Raw genomic sequence first — 19880 nt, 5'->3', positions numbered from 1 at the left:
GTCAGATCGCAGAGCCGAGTTGAAAGATGGGCAGGTACATGGCGACCACCAGACCGCCGACGACCACCCCCAGGACCACCATGATGAAGGGTTCCATCAGGCTGGTGAGGTTGTCCACCAGATTGTCGACCTCGGCCTCATAGAAACCCGCCACCTTGTCGAGCATATCGTCCAGTGCCCCGGATTCCTCGCCGATGGCGGTCATCTGGATCGCCAGGTTTGGGAATATGCCTGAGGCGCGCATGGAAAAATTCAACTGCATGCCGGTCGAGACGTCTTGGCGGATACGCTGTACCGCACGTTTGAACACCACGTTGCCGGTGGCGCCGGAGACCGAGTCCAGGGCCTCCACCAGTGGCACGCCGGCGGCGAAGGTGGTGGAGAGCGTCCGGGCGTAGCGGGCTACCGCCGACTTGTACATCAGGGCGCCTACCAGTGGCAGCTTGAGCAACCATTTGTCGCGCCAGTCACGAAAGCCCTGGGAGCGCTTGAGGGCATACTTCACGCCAAAAAACGCGCCCACCGCCCCGCCCAGCAGCAGCCACCATGACTCTTGCATGAACTCCGACAGGCCGATGACCATCAGGGTAAAGGCAGGTAGTTTCGCGCCGAACCCGGAGAACACCGATTCGAACTGCGGCACCACCTTGACCAACAGAATGCCGGTGACCACTGCTGCGACAAGCACAACGGCCGCCGGATAGGTCATGGCTTTCTTGATCTTGGCCTTGAGGGCCTCGCTCTTTTCCTTGTAGGTCGCCACACGGTCCAGCAAGGTGTCCAGGGCGCCGGCCTGCTCACCGGCGTCCACCAGGTTGCAATACAACTCGTCGAAGTACTGCGGGCATTTGCGCAACGACGCGGCAAAACTGTTACCGGCGGCGACTTCCTGTTTCACCTCCTCCACCAGCTTGCGCATGTTGGCATTGTCGAAGCCTTCGCCAATGATGTCGAAGGCTTGCAGCAGGGGCACACCGGCCTTGAGCATCGTCGCCATCTGGCGGGTGAAGAGGGCGATGTCCAGCGGTTTGATGCGTTTGCCCTTGCCGAATATCGACTTGGATTTCTTGCGTACCTTTTCCGGGTTGATGCCTTGTTTGCGCAGTTGCGCCTTGACCAGGGCCGGGCTCTGGCCGGTCAGCTCACCGGACATCTTCGTGCCTTTGCGGTCTTTGCCTTCCCAGGTGTAGGTGTCGGTTTTTACTGCCTTGACCGCCATGTTCAGTCCTTGGTGACCCGGTTGATTTCTTCGAGGCTGGTCACCCCTTGCATCACCTTGAGCAGCCCCGAAGTACGCAGATCGTTGAACCCGTCCTTGCGCATTTGCAGGTCGATTTCCAGGGAATTGCCTTCGGCCATGATCAGCCGTTGCAGTTCAGGCGTATTTTTTACCACTTCGTAAACCCCCACGCGTCCTTTGTAGCCGTTGTTGCACTGTTCGCAACCGACCGGCTCATAGATCGTGAATGAGCCGATGCGTTCCTTGGGGAAGCCCTCCTTGAGCAGGGTTTCCTCGGGAATCTCCGTGGCTTTCTTGCAGTGGCTGCATAGTTTCCGCGCCAGGCGCTGGGCGATGATCAGATGGACCGCCGTGGCGATGTTGAAGCCGGGGATGCCCATGTTCTGCAAGCGGATCAGGGTTTCGGCGGCGCTGTTGGTGTGCAGGGTGGAGAGCACCATGTGCCCGGTCTGGGCGGCCTTGATGGCGATTTCGGCCGTTTCCAGGTCGCGGATCTCACCCACCATGATCACGTCCGGGTCCTGACGCAGGAAGGAGCGCAGGGCCTGGGCAAAGTCCAGCCCTTGGCGTGGGTTCACGTTGACCTGGTTGATGCCTTCCATATTGATTTCCACCGGGTCTTCGGCGGTGGAAATATTGATATCCACGGTATTGAGGATATTCAGGCCGGTGTAGAGCGAGACAGTCTTGCCCGAGCCGGTCGGCCCGGTGACCAGGATCAGCCCTTGGGGTTGTTTGAGGGCCGCGAGGTAGAGCTCTTTCTGATCCGGTTCGTAGCCCAGGGCATCGATGCCCATCTGCGCGCTGGAAGGGTCGAGAATCCGGATCACCACTTTTTCGCCCCAGAGCGTGGGCAGGGTATTGACCCGGAAGTCGATGGATTTGGTTTTCGACAGGCGCATTTTCAACCGACCGTCCTGGGGTTTGCGCCGCTCGGAAATATCCAGGCTGGCCATGACCTTCAGGCGCGCGGCGATGCGGCTGGCCAGTTGGGTCGGCGGCCTGGCCACTTCTCGCAGCATGCCATCGGTGCGCACCCGCACCCGGTAGGATTTCTCATAAGGTTCGAAGTGCAGGTCGGAAGAGCCGCCCTTGATCGCGTCCAGCAGCATCTTGTTGACGAACCGCACCACTGGCGCGTCATCGGCGTCCTGACCGGCGATGGCGTCCTGCTTGCGATCGTCGTCCGACTCGATGTCCAGGCCATCGAGGTCGACATCACCCATGCCTTCCAGGCCCGTGGTGCCGGATTCGAAAAACCTCTCGATGGCATCGCTGAGTTTGTCGTCTTCCACCAGGATGGCTTCGGTGGTCAGGCCGGTACTGAACTGGATGTCGTTGATGGCCTGGTGGTTGGTGGGATCGGAGATCCCCACGAACAGCTTGTTGCCGCGCCGCCACAGCGGCAGGGCATGGTGTTGCCGAACCAGTTTTTCACTGACAAGGCCGGTGGGCTGGCTTTCCTTGTCCAGGCTGTTGAGGTCCAGCAGGGCGACGCCGAAATGCTCCGAGGCGATTTCCGCAACCTGGCGACTCTGGACCAGTTTGTTCTGCACCAGATAGCTGACCAGGGGCATGCGGTTGCGTTGGGCTTGCTGCTGCGCCTGCTGCGCGCTTTGCTCGGTGATCAGCTCGGCCAGCACCAGTTGCTTGGTCAGGCCGCTGAGGGCGATGTCATTCATGGGGATCCCGACTGCTGACAGTTCATGACTTATAGCCTAGTCAAGCCTCGACGCCAAACCAGCCGGGGCGGGTGACAAAAAACGTCAGATAGTGCGGATGTTGGGGTAGGACGTTGGGCTTCCTTGGGCTGGAAGCTCTTGCTGGCAGGGTCGCGGGGATTGGCATGTGCCGTGCAGTACACCCTCCAAGCATGAGATTTCGCCTCATGTTAATGGAGATGTCTATGAGCAAGCAGAATGGTTTCACGTTGATCGAGCTGCTGATCGTCGTGGCGATTATCGGCATTCTGGCGACGTTTGCGTTGCCGCAATATTCCAAGTATCAGGCGCGGGCGAAGGCAACGGCCGGGTTGGCGGAAGTGTCTGCATTGAAAGTGCCCTTTGAGGACATCATGAACCAGGGGACCAACCCCACGTTGGCCAACATTGGTGGAACCTCGCCCACCAGTAATTGTACGTTGACCGCCTCAGGTACTGCCTCAGATGGTACGGGCACTATAGCGTGCGCCTTGTTGAATGCGCCCGCTCCGGTACTCGGCAAGACCATTACACTGTCGCGCTCGGCAGCAGGTGTCTGGACCTGTGCTTCGACGGCAGCCCAGGAATACCTGCCGGCTGGATGCACCGGTGCCGCTGCCGGTAGTTGAGGGCATGGCCTTGCGAAGAACCCCGCTTTAATTGCGGGGTTTTTTACGTCCTCTTGCCAGTGAAACAAAAAAGCTCGTTAATTCAGCTGTTTAAGAAGCGGAAAAAAACCGCAACTTGCATGTACAGAATCAGTCGCTCATGCATTTTGCATGATCAAGTAAATCGGCGCTTCGCTTAAGTGTCTGATTTATAAGTAATTATTTTATTCGTCAAAGCTGGCACACCCTTCGCACTACTCCTGATAACCCTGCCGGGAATCACCTCCGGCAGTTTCTGAGAAAAACAGGAGTTACTCGTATGAAGAAGTTCGCTATCACTGCCGCTACTGCTGCCGCACTGACCTTGACCATGGCTAACGCATTTGCCGAGACTGCTCAAGCGACCCAGGCTCCGATGATGTTGGCTGCTGGTGAAGTGACTAAAGCCAAGGAAGAAACCAAGGACACCTGGATCACCACCAAAGTCAAAGCTGACCTGGTCACCGAAAAGGGTATCCCAGGCTCCGACATCAAGGTTGAAACCAACAAAGGCGTCGTATCCCTGTCTTCGACTGTTGCTGTCACCGAAGCTCAGAAAACCACCGCCGTGGCGATCGCCAAGAAAATCAAAGGCGTCAAAGCCGTATCGGCTGATGGCCTGAAGGCCGAATAAGGCCAAGACTTCTCGCCTGGACTGGGAGAGGGCGCGGCAAACGGGCTGTGTCATACGTTTGCCGTTGCTTTGGAGTTCATGCGAAAGGCCACAGGGACGTGGCCGCCACAGGCCCTCGGCGTTTGCCGGGGGCCTGTTTTATTTTGGATGGAAGTCAGTCGACGATTGTATTGGCTGATCCACCGCCATCGCGAGCAGGCTCGCTCCCACATGGGGCTGGGGTGTTCTCAAAATCCAGGGACCGGCACCGATCCCCTGTGGGAGCGAGCCTGCTCGCGATAGCGGTGTCATTGCCAACCTCAGTGCCCACGCCGACTGGTGATCTGCACCAGTCGATTACCCTCGAAGCGCAGGAACTGGTACATGCCGCTGTTGGGGCCATAGGTCCATTCTTCCACCGGGTATTCCTCCCGGCGATTGACGCTGCGTTTGTAGCCCAGATCGTCCCGCGCCACCGGTTGTCCGCACTTTTGCAACACTTCGCTCGATCGGTCGCCAACGCTGATCAACTGGCTGCCGCAACGCAATGTGTCGGCAGCCGATGCGTGAGCAGTGGTGAGCATCAAGCCCAGGCCGAGCCAGTAGAGACGCTTCATCCTATTCGGCATCCAGATGCAGGGGGGTGATCACACGCCCGTCGCTTTCGGCCTGGCCGAGGCTGGCGTCGATGAAATAGACCCGGTCATCGGCCAGTTGGCCCTTGTCCACCAGGAAGTCCTTGATGCTGCTGGCCCGCTCCTGGCCCAACTCGCGCAGCAATACGTCACTGCCGCTCCAGAATTTGATAACGCCTTCACGCAGTTTCTCGATGCGGGCCTTTTTATCCAGTTGTGTCCATTCGGCCGGCGGCTGGGCCTTGAGACGGGTTCGATAGATGCCTTCCAGCAGCGGTGCCTTTTCGTCCTCCGGCACCTGCAGCAGCGCCGCCTTGGCCGGAACCTTGTCGCCCCGGCGTTGCAGCATCTTGTAGTAGTTGTACTGGTATTCGCGTTCCAGGCGCTGGCCGGCGAGTAGCGGCCCGTCGCTGCTTTCGGCGGCAGTGCCTTCGATTTCCAGGCGCAGTTCCGGACGCTTGGCCAGTGCCTCGGAGAGCTTGAGCAGCACACCTTCGCTTTCCTGGCTCAGGTCGCTGGAGCCAGGTGCGAAGGCGACATTGCCCAGGTCTTCCGAGCCACCGCCGGCCACCAGTCCGCCGATGAGTTTGAACGGCGCCTGGGCCGCTCGCACCACCAGGTTGCGCAGGGTTTGCCAGACAATCGGCATCACACTGAATTGCGGGTCGTTGAGGTTGCCGGACACCGGCAGCTCGATGGAGATCCTGCCCTGCGAATCCTTCAACAGTGCGACGGCCAGTTTCAGCGGCAGGCTCACGGCGTCCGGGCTGTCGACCTTTTCCCCCAGTTGCAGTTGCTCGACCACCACCTTGTTTTCGGCCTGGAGCTGACCCTTGGTGATCCGGTAATGCAGGTCGAGATTGAGTCGGCCCTTGCGAATGCGATAGCCGGCGAATTTGCCGGAGTAGGGCGTCAGCGTCGTCAGCTCGACCCGTTTGAAACTGGTGGCGATATCGAGGCTGGCCATCGGGTCGAACGGGTTGAGAGCGCCCTTGATCGTTACCGGGGCGTAGCGGTCGACCTTGCCATTGACGTCCACGCTGGCCGGTTTGGCCTGGCGGCTGTCGATGGTGCCGATCTGACCGTTGAGCTGCTGGATGGCCGTGGCGAAATTCGGCGTCAGGCTGAAGTCGGCAAAGTTGGCCGAGCCGTCGTTGATGGCAATCGCGCCGATGTGGATACCCAGTGGTTTTTCCTGGGACGCCGGTTTTGCTGCAGCGTTCTTCGTGCCGCTGTCCGGCGGCTGTGGGATCAGCAAGTCGTCGACGTTGGTGGTGCGGTCGTCGTTGATCATGAAGCGGGCATAAGGCTGGAACAGGTTGACCTTGTCGATGGACAGGCTGTCACCGTGCTGATAATTGAGGCCTTCAAGCACCAGGCTCTGCCATTTGACGAAATCGCGGGTCTTGAGGGTGTCGAGGGTGTGCAGTTGGTCGACCTGGGCGCGGCCGGTGACGGCGAAGGCCAGCGGTGCAGTGTTCTTGAGATCGACCATCAGGTCGCTGCCGAGCATCCCTGAGCGCAGCTCCAGGCGAATGAACGGGGTGATATAGGCCTGGGCGACCCGCAGATCGATGTCCTGGGTCTTGACCTTGAGCCTGGCGGTAATCGGGTTCAGGTTGACTTCGCCGTCGGCCAGGAGCTTGCCCTGTTTACCCACACCGGTATCAAGCTTGAGGGTAAAAGGCGAGCCGTTGAGGGTGTCGTAGTTCTGCAGGTCGAGGTTAAGCGGGCCGACGTCCAGTGCCACGGCGGGTTGCGCCTGGCGGTCGGCCAGATGTACCCGGTAATCGCGCAGTTGCACATCCTTCAACAGTACCTGCCACGGCTTGCCGGGTGCCTTGGGCTCGGGTTTGGGGGAGTCGGCGGCTGCCGGGGCCGATGCAGGTTCTACCTTGACCTGCGGCTTGGCCGGCTGGCTGGCGAAGAGTTTCTGCCAGTCCAACTGGCCATCGGCCTCGCGTGCCGCCCAGGTTTCGAGCTTCTGGCTGCGGACCTTGCCCACGACGACCTGTTGTTTAGTCAGGTCCACCGTAGTCTCGCTGACATCCAGGCGTTCGAGTTTCACCAGTGGACGGCCATCGGGGGCCTTGATGGCGAAAGGCGCGACACTGACGGCCACGTTGTTGAGCTGCAACTCGGTGCCCTTGGCCAGGTTGAGCTTGTAGTCGGTGCTCAGGTTGAGGATGCCGTTCTCCAGCACCAGCGGTACCGCGTCGCGTACGTAAGGCCACCAGAACTTCATCTGGCCATCGGTGACCTTGAGCTTGCCCTCGGATGCGATTGGCGAAAGGCTGACGTTACCGGTCCAGTCGATCTTCCCGCCTTCGGGACCGGCGGCTACCAGGGTCATGTCGGCGCTGTCGTCGGGCAGGGTGCTGAGGTTCTTCAGCTCGAAATCAAGGGCGTCGTAGAGAAATTCGATGGGCTCGCTGGGGCGCAGGTCCTGGAAATGGACATAACCGGTGGCCAACTTGATCCGGTCGACCCGCAGGGGAAACGGCTTGGCCTCGGGGTTGGCTGGGGTCGGCTCGCTGGGTGGCAGCTTGAACAAGCCCAGGAGGTTCAACTGGCCGTCCTTGGCGAACAGCACCTCGGTCCGGGGCTTGTCCAGTTCGATGTCGGCCAGGTGCAGGGCACCGGACCACAGGCTGTCGATCTGCAGGTTGGCGTACAGCCGTTCGAAGCCCACCTGTTCCTTGCCCGGTTCGCCGATATTCAGGCCCCAGACGGTGACTTCAAGACTGAAAGGATTGAGTTCGATGCGCTGGATCTGAGCAGGTACCGTGGCATGGTTGGCCAGTTGCTGATTGGCGATTCGCAAGGCGATGCCTGGCAGTATCAGAAAACCCAGCAGGCTATAGAGGGCCAGTGCGGTGAACAGGGCGCCGAGGGCGCGCAGCAATCCTTTGAGCATGTGTGGCTTCATCTGGTGGAATCGGAGTGCCTTGGAGTATGGCACGCGTTTACGGTTCCGAAGCCACTGGGATTTATGAGAATTGTCCGTTTTTTCCGTAGGAGTCCTGAGGTTGGCTCAGAACTGCAGGATCAGTGTCTTGAGCGGAGGATTACGGTCCATGGAAGGGAAGTCCTCGCCGGGCGTCAGCACGCTCCATTCGCGCACTGGTCGGCCGGCTTTTTCCGCACAACGCAACACCTGTTCGCGCCAGTCGTCCATGGACACCTTTGCCAGATTGTTGCAGCAGATCAGCACGCCATTGTCGGCGGTGGCGAGCAGCGCCGGCTTGAGCAGGCTCTGGTAGTCCCGCAGCAGGTCGACGGTGCCGAAGGCGCTCTTGGCCCAGGCCGGCGGGTCGAGCAGCACCAGGTCGTATTGGCGTTGTTCCAGGCGCACATAACTAGGCAGCTTCTGTCCGCGCCGTTGGCTGATGGGCAGGCCTGCCAGTTGGCGGATCGCCGGGAAGTAGTCCGACTGCACGAACTCCATGGACGGTAACGTGGGGTTGAGCAGGCCGTTTTCGCGACCCACCGCCAGGTTGCCTTCGGCAAAGTCCAGGTTACACACCTCCCGCGCGCCACCGGCCGCGGCGCTCAGGCCAACGCCACAGGTGTAGGCAAACAGGTTCAGCACGCTTTTGTCGCGACTGTGCGCCTTGACCCAGCCGCGAGCATTGCGCAGATCGAGAAACAGCAGCGGATCCTGCCCGGCATGGCGTCCACGAACGCGATAATTCAGGCCCCATTCGTGGCCGACCAGGTCTTGCAGGGCGGCCTCTTCGGCTTGGTAGACCGTGTCCTGGCGATCGATTCGCGAGTTGCCGCGGGCGCGGTCGTTGTAGACCAGCAGGGTGTCGAGGCCCAAGGCTTCGTTGACGATGCCATGCAACTGCAACAAGGCCTCGCGTTCCAGCGACTGATGGAAACTCTGCACCAGCAATTGCGGGCCGTAGCGGTCGACGGTCAGGCCGGGTGCGCCTTCCTGGCTGCCATGGAACAGGCGATAGCAATCGGTGCCTTGTTGATGCAACTGGCTGAGCAGGTCCTGACGTTGGTCGAGGGCGGCGCGCAGCGCCTGATTCAAGGAAGACATGCCAAGCGCGCCTTAAGGAAATGAGGCGCGGGAGTTTAACAGCTTCGTGAGGGATCGCTCCCACAGAGCGTGGGAACGATCAGTCAGCGGAACGTCATGTCCGCTAGCGATTCAGGCGCTTGTCGATCAACCCCTCCACCACGCTCGGGTCGGCCAGGGTCGAGGTATCGCCGAGGCTGTCGAGTTCGTTGCAGGCGATCTTGCGCAGGATGCGCCGCATGATCTTGCCCGAGCGGGTCTTGGGCAGCGCCGGCGCCCACTGGATCAGTTCCGGCTTGGCGAAGCTGCCGATTTCCTTGCTGACGTGGGCCAGCAATTCTTTCTTCAATTCATCATTGGCCTCGACCCCGTTCATCGGCGTGACAAACGCATAGATGCCCTGTCCCTTGAGGTCATGGGGATAACCGACGACCGCCGCTTCGGCGATGCTGTCGTGCAACACCAGGGCGCTTTCCACCTCGGCGGTGCCGATGCGGTGGCCGGAGACATTGATCACGTCATCGATGCGCCCGGTAATCCAGTAATCGCCGTCCTCGTCACGGCGGGCGCCGTCGCCGGTGAAGTAATAGCCGGGGTAGGGCTTGAAGTAGGTGTCGACCATGCGTTGATGATCGCCATAGACACTGCGGATCTGTCCCGGCCAGCTGGACTTGATCGCCAGTACGCCGCTGCCGGGTCCGGTGATTTCCTTGCCCGTCTCATCCAGCAGGACCGGCTGCACGCCGAACATGGGGCGGGTGGCGCAGCCTGGCTTGAGTCGCTGGACGCTCACCAGTGGGCTGAGCATGATGCCGCCGGTTTCGGTCTGCCACCAGGTATCGACAATCGGGCAGCGCTGCTCGCCCACGGCGTTGAAATACCATTCCCAGGCTTCCGGATTGATCGGCTCTCCGACGCTGCCGAGCAATCGCAGGCTTTTGCGCGAGGTGGCCTGCAAGGGCCCGGCACCTTCACGCATCAGCGCGCGCAGGGCGGTGGGAGCGGTGTAGAAGATGTTGACCTGGTGCTTGTCGATCACCCGCCAGAAACGTGAGCTGTCGGGATGGCTGGGAACGCCTTCGAAGATCAACGTGGTGGCGCCGTTGGCCAGCGGGCCGTAGACGATGTAGCTGTGGCCGGTGACCCAGCCGACATCGGCGGTGCACCAGAACACTTCGTTGTCGCGATAGTCCAGCACGTACTTGAATGTCATGGCCGCCTGCAGCAGATAGCCGCCAGTGGTGTGCAGCACGCCCTTGGGTTTGCCTGTGCTGCCGGAGGTGTAAAGGATGAACAGGGGATCTTCGGCGTCCATCGGTTCGGGCGGGCAGTCGTCGCTGGCGTCATGCATGGCCTGGTGATACCAGAGGTCGCGACCTTCGGCCCAGCTCACTTCGGCCTGGGTGCGCTCGACCACCAGAACCGTGCTGACGTTCGGGCAGCTTTCCAGGGCTTTGTCGACGTTGCGTTTGAGCGGGACGAAGCGCCCGCCGCGCACGCCTTCGTCGGCGGTGATCACGGTGCGGCAATCGGCGTCGAGAATCCGGTCACGCAGCGAGTCCGGCGAAAACCCACCGAACACCACCGAATGCACCGCGCCGATGCGGGTGCAGGCGAGCATGGCGTAGGCCGCTTCCGGGATCATCGGCATGTAGATGCAGACCCGGTCACCTTTCTTCACGCCACGGCTTTTCAGCACGTTGGCCAGGCGGCACACATGCTTGTGGAGTTTTCGATAGGTGATTTCCGCCGATTCGGCGGGGTCGTCGCCTTCCCAGATGATTGCCGTCTGGTCGCCGCGTTTTTCCAGATGACGGTCGATGCAGTTGGCGCTGACGTTCAGCTTGCCGCCCGCAAACCAGGTGGCGTCGCCGTTCTTGAGGTCATAGCGCTGGACCGTTTGCCAGGGCGTCATCCAGTCGAGAAACCGGGTGGCCTGTTCAGCCCAGAAAGTACTGGGGTGTTCTATGGATTCTTTGTAGAGCCGCTGGTATTCGTCCTGACTCAGTTGCGCAGCCCGGCGGACGGCATCGGCTTGGGGGTACTGGCTGATATCGAACATGACGGTTCCTTATTCTTGTTTTTGCGACAAGTCATAAAGATGCGCCGAGTAGCCGGAGGGTTCAAGCCTGCACAAACGACTGTGGGAGCGAGCCTGCTCGCGATGGCGGCGTGTCAGTCGACATTGATGTCAACTTATCCACCGCTATCGCGAGCAGGCTCGCTCCCACAGGGGGAGTGCGCCGTTTGGATCAGCCGCGATGGCGTCCACGGAAGTAGCTGATCAGACCTTGGGTCGAAGCGTCTTCGGCCGCGCTTTCTTCGCTGCCCACCAGGCGGTTGTAGACACCCTTGCCCAGTTCCTTGCCCAGCTCCACGCCCCACTGGTCGAAGGCGTTGATACCCCAGACCACGCTTTGTACGAACACTTTATGCTCATACAGCGCCACCAGTGCGCCAAGACGCCGTGGGCTGATGCGTTCGACCACCAGGGTGTTGCTTGGGCGGTTGCCCGGGATGACCTTGTGGGCGGCCAGTTTCTGCACGTCTTCTTCACTGGCGCCTTTGTCCCGCAGCTCGGCTTCGGCCTCGGCGCGGGTCTTGCCGAGCATCAGGGCCTGGCTTTGTGACAGGCAGTTGGCGTACAGCCATTGGTGATGATCGGAAACCGGGTTGAAGCTGACGACCGGCACGATGAAGTCGGCCGGGATCAATTGGGTGCCCTGGTGCAGCAACTGGTGGTAGGCATGCTGGCCGTTGCAGCCGACGCCACCCCAGATCACCGGGCCGGTGTCGGTGGACACCGGTGTGCCGTCCTGGCGCACACTCTTGCCATTGGACTCCATGTCCAGTTGCTGCAAGTGCTTGGTGATGTTGCGCAGGTAGTGGTCGTACGGCAGGATCGCGTGGCTTTGCGCGCCCCAGAAGTTGCCGTACCACACGCCCAGCAAGGCCAGCAGCACCGGCATGTTCTGTTCGAATGGCGCACTCTGGAAATGCTGGTCCATGGAATAGGCGCCGGACAGCAGTTCCTTGAAGTTCGACATGCCGATTGCGAGGGCGATCGGCAGGCCGATGGCCGACCACAGCGAGTAACGCCCGCCGACCCAGTCCCACATCGGGAAGATGTTTTCTTCGCGGATGCCGAAGGCCACGGCCGCTGCGTTGTTGCTTGATACTGCGATGAAGTGGCGATACAGCTCCGCTTCGGAGCCGCCCTGGGCGAGGTACCAGGCGCGGGCGGCCTGGGCGTTCTTCAGGGTTTCGAGGGTGTTGAAGGATTTCGACGAGACGATGAACAACGTGGTCTCGGCGCGCAGCTTCATGGTCAGTTCGTGGAACTCGCTGCCGTCGATGTTCGCCAGATAGTGGCAGCGAACGCCTTTTTGCGCGTAGGACAGCAGGGCTTCGGACACCAGTTCCGGGCCGAGGAACGAGCCACCGATACCGATGTTCACCACGTCGGTGATCGGCTTCTCGGTGTAGCCGCGCCACAGGCCATCGTGAATTCGGCCCACCAGGTCGGTGATCTGGTTCAGCACCTTGTGCACATCCGGCATCACGTTGACGCCATTCACCAGCAACCGGTCGCCCACCGGCCGACGCAGGGCGGTGTGCAGGGCCGGGCGGTTTTCGGAAGCGTTGATGATTTCGCCTTCGAACAGCGCCTTGATCGCGCCTTTGAGGTCGACTTCATTGGCCAGGCCCACCAGCAGGTCGCGGGTCTGGGCGGTAATCAGGTTTTTTGAATAATCGAGAAACAGGCCGCAGCTCGACAGGGTGAATTGGTTGAAACGCTGCGGATCGGCATTGAACGCTTCGCGCATGCTGAAATCCTGCATGGCCTTGCGGTGGTCATTCAGCGCCTGCCAGGCGGGCAGAGCGGTCACGTCATGAGGGTTTCGGTAGTACGCCATCGCTGCGGGTTTCCTTTTACTTGAACGACCTTTTGTACACTAAAAATTCCGGCCTGGCCCGCGCTGGGCGTCCGGACACCTGCGTCGACACGATCTGCGGGCGCAGGGCGACTACAGTAAACCTCGCGTTGCGATCTGTCTTGGCTTTGTCAGACCGGTTCCCGGTACTTTTTTATACAACGGGTGCGGGAAAGGGCCGACAGACGGGAGGACGAAGCACTCTTCTGGACAAGAATTACTCACTGTGGGAGCGAGCCTGCTCGCGATGACGGTAGTTCAGTTGACGTTGATGGCGACTGACAAACCGCAATCGCGAGCAGGCTCGCTCCCACAGGGGGGATGTGCGGGGGCGATCAGGCGACCTGCACCGGAATGGCATTGCTGGTGTGGCTCAGCTCATTGCCCGGCGCCATGTACAGCATGCGGGGCTTGAAGTTGACCAGCTCGGCTTCGCTGTAGTGGGCGTAGGCGCAGATAATGACGCGGTCACCCACCTTGGCCTTATGGGCTGCGGCGCCGTTGACCGAGATCATCCGCGAACCTTCTTCGCCACGGATGGCGTAGGTGGTGAAGCGCTCGCCGTTGTCGACGTTGTAGATCTGGATCTGCTCGTATTCACGGATTCCCGACAGGTCCAGCCACTCACCATCGATGGCACAGGAGCCTTCGTAGTCGAGCACGGCGTGAGTGACTTCGGCGCGGTGCAGCTTGGCCTTGAGCATGATGGCGTGCATGGTTTTCTCCTCTGGTCGGGTCCGAACGGCGGGCAGTTTGCCCGAAGGCCGCCAGGGCGGCAATGGCTCCACCATCCCCTGTGGATGAGCCCGTGGGAGCAAGGCTTGCCCGCGATACAGTCACCTCGGTTCCAGGGCCGACCGCGTTAACTTCATCGCGGGCGAGCCTTGCTCCCACAGTTTGCTCCACAGAGGGGATGGTGTCAGGCGGCGTCCAGATCCAGGTGCAGGTTGTCGATCAGCCGCGTTGTGCCGAGGAACGCGGCGACCAGAATCACCAAGTCGCGATCTTCAGGCGTGGCCGGGCGCAAGGTCCGGGCCTCGCGGATCTCCAGGTAATCGGGACGCATGCCCGCGGCTTCGAGTTGCTTGAGCTGCTCGGCAATCAGGGCCGGGAAGTCCCGTCGCCCTTGTCGGATCGCTTCGGCAATGCGGCTGAGGCTGCGGTAGACCTCAGGCGCCACGGCGCGTTGTTCAGGGCTGAGGAAACCATTGCGCGACGACAACGCCAGGCCGTCCTCGGCGCGGACGGTCGGTTCGCCAATGATCTGGATCGGCATGTTCAGGTCGTGGACCAGTGCACGGATCACAGCCAGCTGCTGGAAGTCCTTCTGGCCGAACACCGCCAGGTCGGGCTGGACCATGTTGAACAGCTTGCTGACCACCGTCGCCACGCCCTCGAAGTGCCCGGGGCGGCTGGCACCGCAGAGGCCTTCGGACAATTGTGGCACGCTGACCCGGGTTTGCCCGGTCATGCCGTCGGGGTACATCTCTTCGACGGACGGGGCGAACAGCAGATGGCAGCCGGCCTGGAGCAGTTTTTCCTGGTCGGCGGCGAGGGTGCGCGGGTATTTGTCGAGGTCTTCGCCAGCGCCAAACTGCAGCGGGTTGACGAAAATGCTTGTCACCACGAAGTCGGCTCGCTGCGCCGCTTTGGTGACCAGCGCCACGTGGCCGCTGTGCAGGTTGCCCATGGTCGGCACGAAGGCGATGCGTTTGCCTTCGCTGCGGGCACGGGCCACGGCGGCCCGCAGTTCACGTACGGTCTTGACGGTGTTCATGCAGAGAATCCGTGTTCGGCGCCAGGGAAGGTGGCCGCTTTGACCTCCGCCACGTAAGCGCTCAGGGCGGACTGGATGTCGGGTTGCCCGGTCATGAAGTTCTTCACGAACTTCGGCGCGCGACCCGTGAGCGACAGCCCCAGCATGTCGTGCAGCACCAGTACCTGCCCATCGGTGCCATTGCCAGCGCCAATCCCGATGACCGGAATCTTCACCGCCTGGGTGATTTCTTCGGCCAGCTCGCTGGGCACGCATTCGAGCAACAGCATTGCCGCCCCGGCCTGCTCCAGCGCGATGGCATCGGCGCGCATCTGTCGCGCCTGGTTTTCATTGCGGCCCTGGACCTTGTAGCCACCGAGCACGTTGACCGCCTGCGGTGTCAGGCCCATGTGCGCGCACACCGGGATACCGCGTTCGGCCAGCAATCGGATCGACTCGGCCAGCCACAATGCTCCTTCGACTTTGACCATGTTGGCGCCGGCCTGCATTAGCAGGGCGCTGTTGGTCATGGTCTGTTCGAGGGTGGCGTAGGCCATGAATGGCAGATCGGCGAGGATCAGTGCGTCGGTGTTACCGCGTTTGACGCAGGCCACGTGGTAGGCCATCTCAGCAGTGGTCGCCGGCAGCGTGCTGTCGTGGCCCTGCAACACCATGCCGAGGGAATCGCCCACCAGCAGCACTTCGACACCGGCCTCGTTGCAGGCGTGGGCGAAGGTTGCGTCATAGCAGGTCAGCATGGCGATCTTTTCGCCTTTCTGCTTGAGACCTTGCAGCGTGGTCAGGGTAATAGCTGGCATGAAAAAGTCCTCATTAGGCGCTCGTGAACTACTGCGAGTAACGCGCATGATTCGTCATTTATACAGGCGCACCCTCTATGCGTGGTGCTTGTAAGGCCTGGATTGCGCCCTTCAATGCCGCGTTGGCGGCAACGGGACGCCTATAGTCGTGAGGAGCACGGGGGAAGTCAATTGGATGTGTTACCGGCGGGTGTTACCGAGGTTACTGATGCGTTTCAGCCGTGGGGGGCGTCTGAAACATGACCGTCCGGTACTGGACCCTGTGGGAGCGAGCCTGCTCGCGATAGCGGTAGGCCAGTCAATATGAATGTCGACTGATACACCGCTATCGCGAGTAGGGGATGGTCTTTGTCAGATAGGCGGCATGCGCTCCAGGCCGACGAATGGACACGCGGCCAGCAGGTCCTGGAGCAGGCGCCCGTCGGCCAGGCGCAGGTCGACGGGGGCCAGTTCCGCAAGCGGGTACAGCACAAACGCCCGGGCGTGCATGTGGTAGTGGGGAACCTTGAGCCGAGGCTCGTCGATCAGCCGATCACCGAACAACAGAATGTCCAGGTCCAGGGTGCGCGGGCCCCAGCGCTCCAGGCGTTCGCGGCCCTGACCGGTTTCGATGGCTTGCAGTGCGTCGAGCAGGTCCAGTGGCGCCAGTTGGCTGTCCAGCGCGGCCACGGCATTGGTGTAGCGTGGCTGGCCTGGCAACAGTGAATCGCTTTGATAGAACGCCGAGACGTCAACGAATCGGCTATCAGGCAGGCTTGCCAGTGCCTGGAGGGCGCTGCGCAGTTGTGCCTCGGGTTCCGCCAGGTTGCTACCCATGCCGATGTAGATGCGTTCCATCGATTACTCGCCCGACGCGCTCGGCACACCGGCACGCTTACGCTTGGCGCCGCTGCTGCGACGACGTTTGCGTGGGCCGCTGGCGCCGTCTTCCTTGCCGCTGAGTTCGCGAATCATCTCGCGGCGCTCGCTGTCATTGGCATCCTGGTAATCGGTCCACCATTCGCCCAGGCCATCGGTCTGTTCGCCGGCGCTTTCACGCAGCAGCAGGAAGTCGTAGCCGGCGCGGAAGCGCGGGTTGTCCAGCAGCAGGTCGGCACGCTTGCCGCTGCGACGGGGCAGGCGTTCCTGCATATCCCAGATTTCGCGGATCGGCATCGTGAAGCGCTTCGGAATCGCGATGCGCTGGCACTGTTCGGCGATCAGCTCGTGGGCGGCTTCCTGCATGGCCGGTATCGGCGGCATGCCACGGTCCTGCAGGCGCAATACCCGGGCCGGTAGCGCCGGCCAGAGCAGGGCGGCAAACAGGAAGGCCGGGGTCACCGGCTTGTTCTGCTTGATACGCAGGTCGGTGTTGATCAGCGCTTCGCTGATCAGGGTGTGGGTGTAGGTCGGGTTGTGTTCCAGCGCCTCGGCACTGGCCGGGAACAGCGGGTCGAACAGTTGCAGGTCCACCAGCATTTCGAAGGTGTCCGCCGCGTTGCCCGACAGGAACAGCTTCAGCACTTCCTCGAACAGCCGGGCCGAAGGGATTTCCCGCAGCATCGGTGCCAGGTCGCGAATCGGCGCGGCGCTGTGTTTTTCGATGCCGAAGTTCAGCTTGGCGGCGAAACGCACGGCCCGCAGCATCCGTACCGGGTCTTCCTGGTAGCGCTGCTTGGGATCGCCGATCAGACGGATCAGATGATTGCGGATGTCGTGTACGCCGTTGGCGTAATCGAGGATGCGTTCGCTGACCGGATCGTAATACAGGGCGTTGATGGTGAAGTCGCGGCGTTGCGCGTCTTCTTCCAGCGTGCCGTAGACGTTATCCCGCAGGATGCGCCCGCTCTCGTTGCGAGAAGACTGGTTGCTGTCTTCTTCTTCGTCATTTTGCGGGTGGTTGGCACGGAACGTCGCCACTTCGATGATTTCGCGGCCGAAGTGGATGTGGACGAGCTTGAAGCGCCGGCCAATGATACGTGCGTTGCGGAACTCGGCCCGGACCTGTTCCGGCGTGGCGCTGGTGGCTACGTCGAAATCCTTGGGGGTGATGTTGAGCAGCATGTCGCGCACGCATCCACCGACCAGGTAAGCCTGGTAGCCGGCGTTCTGCAGGCGTTCGACGATGTTCACCGCATAACGGCTGAACTGGGCCTTCTGCAATGAGTGCTGGCCGCTGTTGAGCACTTCAGGCGTGCTGCGGATGTGTTGCGTACGACGCAAGGGAGAACGGAGTGACTGGAACAGCTTCTTCAGCATGGGATGCACTGTTTGAAGGAATGTTCGGCCAAAACGAAGAATGACCGCATGATGGGCGGGGATTCTAGCATTTAGTCTGGGGATCGTGTAGGACGCAGCAGATTTGAGCTGCAAGCTTTAAGCGGCAAGCCTTGTAGGCTTCGCGGTGGCGGAACGTCGGAAACCACAAGGGGAGCCGAAGCTCCCCCAGAATTAGTTGCGTGCTCTGTTTTTATTATTGGTTTCGGGCTTCTTGTTTTTGTTGAGTGCCCGCGTCACGAGGTTTTCCCTGCGTGACCCTCCCAATCGGGAGCCAAGAGCAAACGGATTGCTTTGGTCGCTGTGTTGCAGTGATCCATCGATCCAACCAGTTCAGGCACCTGTCTTGAGACAGTTTTTATTGTTCTCGGCCTGGTTGTGGGGCAAGCCCCAAATACAACGCCTCTCCAAAAGAATCAGTTAGCTGCGCCTCTCGCCGTCTTGTTTTTATTGTGCGTGAGTCGATTCGTCTTATTTTTATTGTCTTGTGCATTGCTTGTTATTGTTCTTGTACCAAAGCTATAGCAGGGTGCGTGCCAACTTTTGCGAGACCCAGCGAAACCGGGGGTTCTAAGGTTATGCCGCTTTTTTTGGGGCGAAAAAAAGCCGGGGTTTCGTTACCGTAAACCCCGGCTTCTGTTACGTGAAAAAGCTGAGGTAACAGTTTTTTCACATTCACGGCGTTGTAACCGTCTACCTCTGTGGGAGCGAGCCTGCTCGCGATAGCGCTGTGCCAGTCGCCCTGAGTGCAGGCTGATACACCGCTATCGCGAGCAGGCTCGCTCCCACCCTTGATCTCAGCTTTCGCTGGCCACTCCGGTCTTGCGACGCGGAATCCCCAGGCGCTGGCGACGTTCCCACAGGCACTTGCGACTCACCCCCAGCTTGCGTGCCAGTTCGGTCTCGGTCATGTGGTCCTGATGTTCCAGGACGAAATGCTGGAAGTAGTCTTCCAGGGACAGGTCCTCGGTAGGCTCGTGGCTGGTGTTGTTGGCAGCGCCCCCCTGTTGTGGAGCCAGGCCGATGAACTCTTCATCGTCGAGATCGCTGAGCTCGACGTCGATACCCAGCAGGTCGGCGGAGATTTCCGGGCTTTCGCACAGGATCACTGCCCGCTCCACTGCGTTTTCCAGCTCCCGGACGTTACCCGGCCAGGCGTAATGACGAATGGCCTGTTCTGCGTCGGGGGCAAACTTCAGGTCGGTGCGGTTGACCCGCGCGCTCTGGCGGGCGAGGAAGGCATTGGCGATTTCGTTGACGTCCGCGCCCCGTTCGCGCAGGGCAGGCAGTTTCAGCGCAATGACGTGCAGGCGGTAATACAGGTCTTCACGGAACTGGCCGATTTTCGCCAGGCTCTTGAGGTCACGGTGGGTTGCGGCGATCAGGCGCACATCGACTTTTTGCGACTGCACCGACCCGACCCGACGGATTTCGCCTTCTTGAAGGACCCGCAGCAGCCGTGCCTGGGCCTCCAGCGGCAATTCACCGATTTCGTCGAGGAACAGCGTGCCACCGTCCGCCGCTTCTACCAGCCCGGCGCGCCCGGCGCTGGCCCCGGTGAAGGCGCCTTTTTCATGACCGAACAGCTCGGACTCGATCAGACTTTCCGGAATCGCCGCGCAGTTCACCGAGATCATCGGCGCCTTGGCTCGGCGCGACAGGTTATGCAGGGCACGGGCCACCAGTTCCTTGCCGGTCCCGGACTCGCCCTGGATCAGCACGTTGGAGTCGGTTGGCGCGACCTTGCGGATTTTGACGTACAGATCCTGCATGGGCGGACAGGAGCCGATGATGCCGATTTCGCCATTACTGTTGCCAACGACACCTTTGGTGGTGGCAGCCTTACCGTTCGTCGGCTCCGGTGGGTTGCCGGTCGCCGTCTGTCGGTCACGCAGGATACGGGCCACGGCCTGGAGCATCTCGTCGTGATCGAACGGCTTGGCGATGTAGTCCACCGCGCCCATTTTCATGGAGTCGACGGCCGAGCGCAGGCTGGCGTAGCTGGTCATGATCAGCACCGGCGTGCCCTGGCCGAGCTTGATCAGCTCGGTACCGGGGGCTCCGGGCAGGCGCAGGTCGCTGACGATGAGGTCAAACGTTGGGATGCTGAATCGCTCTTGTGCTTCCTGCACGGAACCGGCTTCGCTGACCTGGTATTGGTTGCGTTCCAGCAGGCGACGCAAGGCGGAGCGGATAATTGTTTCGTCTTCGACGATCAAAATGTGCGGCATTGATTCGATTCTCTCGACG

The 19880-nt window shown here is 60.9% G+C and carries 15 protein-coding genes; 2 read left to right on the top strand and 13 right to left on the bottom strand.

Translation table 11 applies throughout. From position 1 onward, the window contains the following. Position 1: 1 nt before the first annotated feature. On the bottom strand, positions 2–1219 hold the full coding sequence (locus PCOSP_RS24775; protein WP_464709711.1) for a type II secretion system F family protein: 1218 nt from the start codon (positions 1217–1219) through the stop codon (positions 2–4). A gap of 2 nt (positions 1220–1221) precedes the next feature. Then, positions 1222–2922 (bottom strand): type IV-A pilus assembly ATPase PilB, encoded by a 1701-nt coding sequence (gene pilB, locus PCOSP_RS24770; protein ID WP_139649784.1) that lies wholly within the window; start codon positions 2920–2922, stop codon positions 1222–1224. A gap of 224 nt (positions 2923–3146) precedes the next feature. Here pilB and PCOSP_RS24765 point away from each other — a divergent pair, with 224 nt between their 5' ends. Continuing rightward, the gene (locus PCOSP_RS24765; protein ID WP_139649782.1) at positions 3147–3569 is read left to right on the top strand and encodes a pilin; all 423 of its coding nucleotides are present in this window, start codon (positions 3147–3149) and stop codon (positions 3567–3569) included. A gap of 298 nt (positions 3570–3867) precedes the next feature. Continuing rightward, positions 3868–4221 (top strand): BON domain-containing protein, encoded by a 354-nt coding sequence (locus PCOSP_RS24760; RefSeq protein WP_139649779.1) that lies wholly within the window; start codon positions 3868–3870, stop codon positions 4219–4221. A 299-nt stretch (positions 4222–4520) separates the two neighbouring features. On the opposite strand, the gene PCOSP_RS24755 is transcribed toward PCOSP_RS24760, so the two are convergent. From PCOSP_RS24755 to PCOSP_RS24705, 11 genes are all read right to left on the bottom strand, one after another. After that, complete coding sequence (locus PCOSP_RS24755) at positions 4521–4817, bottom strand: DUF2845 domain-containing protein (RefSeq protein WP_464709710.1); 297 nt, start codon at positions 4815–4817, stop codon at positions 4521–4523. 1 nt (position 4818) lies between these two features. Continuing rightward, positions 4819–7752 (bottom strand): DUF748 domain-containing protein, encoded by a 2934-nt coding sequence (locus PCOSP_RS24750; RefSeq protein WP_464709709.1) that lies wholly within the window; start codon positions 7750–7752, stop codon positions 4819–4821. 117 nt (positions 7753–7869) lie between these two features. Beyond that, complete coding sequence (locus PCOSP_RS24745) at positions 7870–8886, bottom strand: class I SAM-dependent rRNA methyltransferase (protein ID WP_139649774.1); 1017 nt, start codon at positions 8884–8886, stop codon at positions 7870–7872. A gap of 103 nt (positions 8887–8989) precedes the next feature. Further along, entirely contained in the window at positions 8990–10927 is a 1938-nt protein-coding gene (acs, locus tag PCOSP_RS24740; protein WP_175386697.1) for an acetate--CoA ligase, read from the bottom strand. 190 nt (positions 10928–11117) lie between these two features. Next, positions 11118–12782 (bottom strand): glucose-6-phosphate isomerase, encoded by a 1665-nt coding sequence (gene pgi / locus PCOSP_RS24735; RefSeq protein ID WP_139649770.1) that lies wholly within the window; start codon positions 12780–12782, stop codon positions 11118–11120. Between the two features lie 353 nt (positions 12783–13135). After that, entirely contained in the window at positions 13136–13516 is a 381-nt protein-coding gene (gene panD, locus PCOSP_RS24730; RefSeq protein WP_007963888.1) for an aspartate 1-decarboxylase, read from the bottom strand. Positions 13517–13719: 203 nt separating this feature from the next. After that, positions 13720–14577 (bottom strand): pantoate--beta-alanine ligase, encoded by an 858-nt coding sequence (panC, locus tag PCOSP_RS24725; RefSeq protein ID WP_139649765.1) that lies wholly within the window; start codon positions 14575–14577, stop codon positions 13720–13722. Beyond that, positions 14574–15374, bottom strand: a complete 801-nt coding sequence (panB, locus tag PCOSP_RS24720; RefSeq protein ID WP_464709708.1) for a 3-methyl-2-oxobutanoate hydroxymethyltransferase — start codon at positions 15372–15374, stop codon at positions 14574–14576. The genes panC and panB overlap by 4 nt, the downstream gene beginning before the upstream one ends. Positions 15375–15725: 351 nt before the next feature. Continuing rightward, positions 15726–16211, bottom strand: a complete 486-nt coding sequence (gene folK, locus PCOSP_RS24715; RefSeq protein ID WP_464709707.1) for a 2-amino-4-hydroxy-6-hydroxymethyldihydropteridine diphosphokinase — start codon at positions 16209–16211, stop codon at positions 15726–15728. A gap of 3 nt (positions 16212–16214) precedes the next feature. After that, positions 16215–17612 carry a polynucleotide adenylyltransferase PcnB gene (locus PCOSP_RS24710; RefSeq protein ID WP_139649759.1) on the bottom strand — a complete coding sequence of 466 codons (1398 nt, stop codon included), beginning with the start codon at positions 17610–17612 and terminating at the stop codon, positions 16215–16217. A gap of 815 nt (positions 17613–18427) precedes the next feature. Beyond that, on the bottom strand, positions 18428–19861 hold the full coding sequence (locus PCOSP_RS24705) for a sigma-54-dependent transcriptional regulator (RefSeq protein ID WP_139649758.1): 1434 nt from the start codon (positions 19859–19861) through the stop codon (positions 18428–18430). Positions 19862–19880: the final 19 nt, after the last annotated feature.

This window comes from Pseudomonas sp. MAFF 730105, from assembly GCF_055380705.1.
This window is presented reverse-complemented; position numbering and strand designations above follow the sequence as displayed.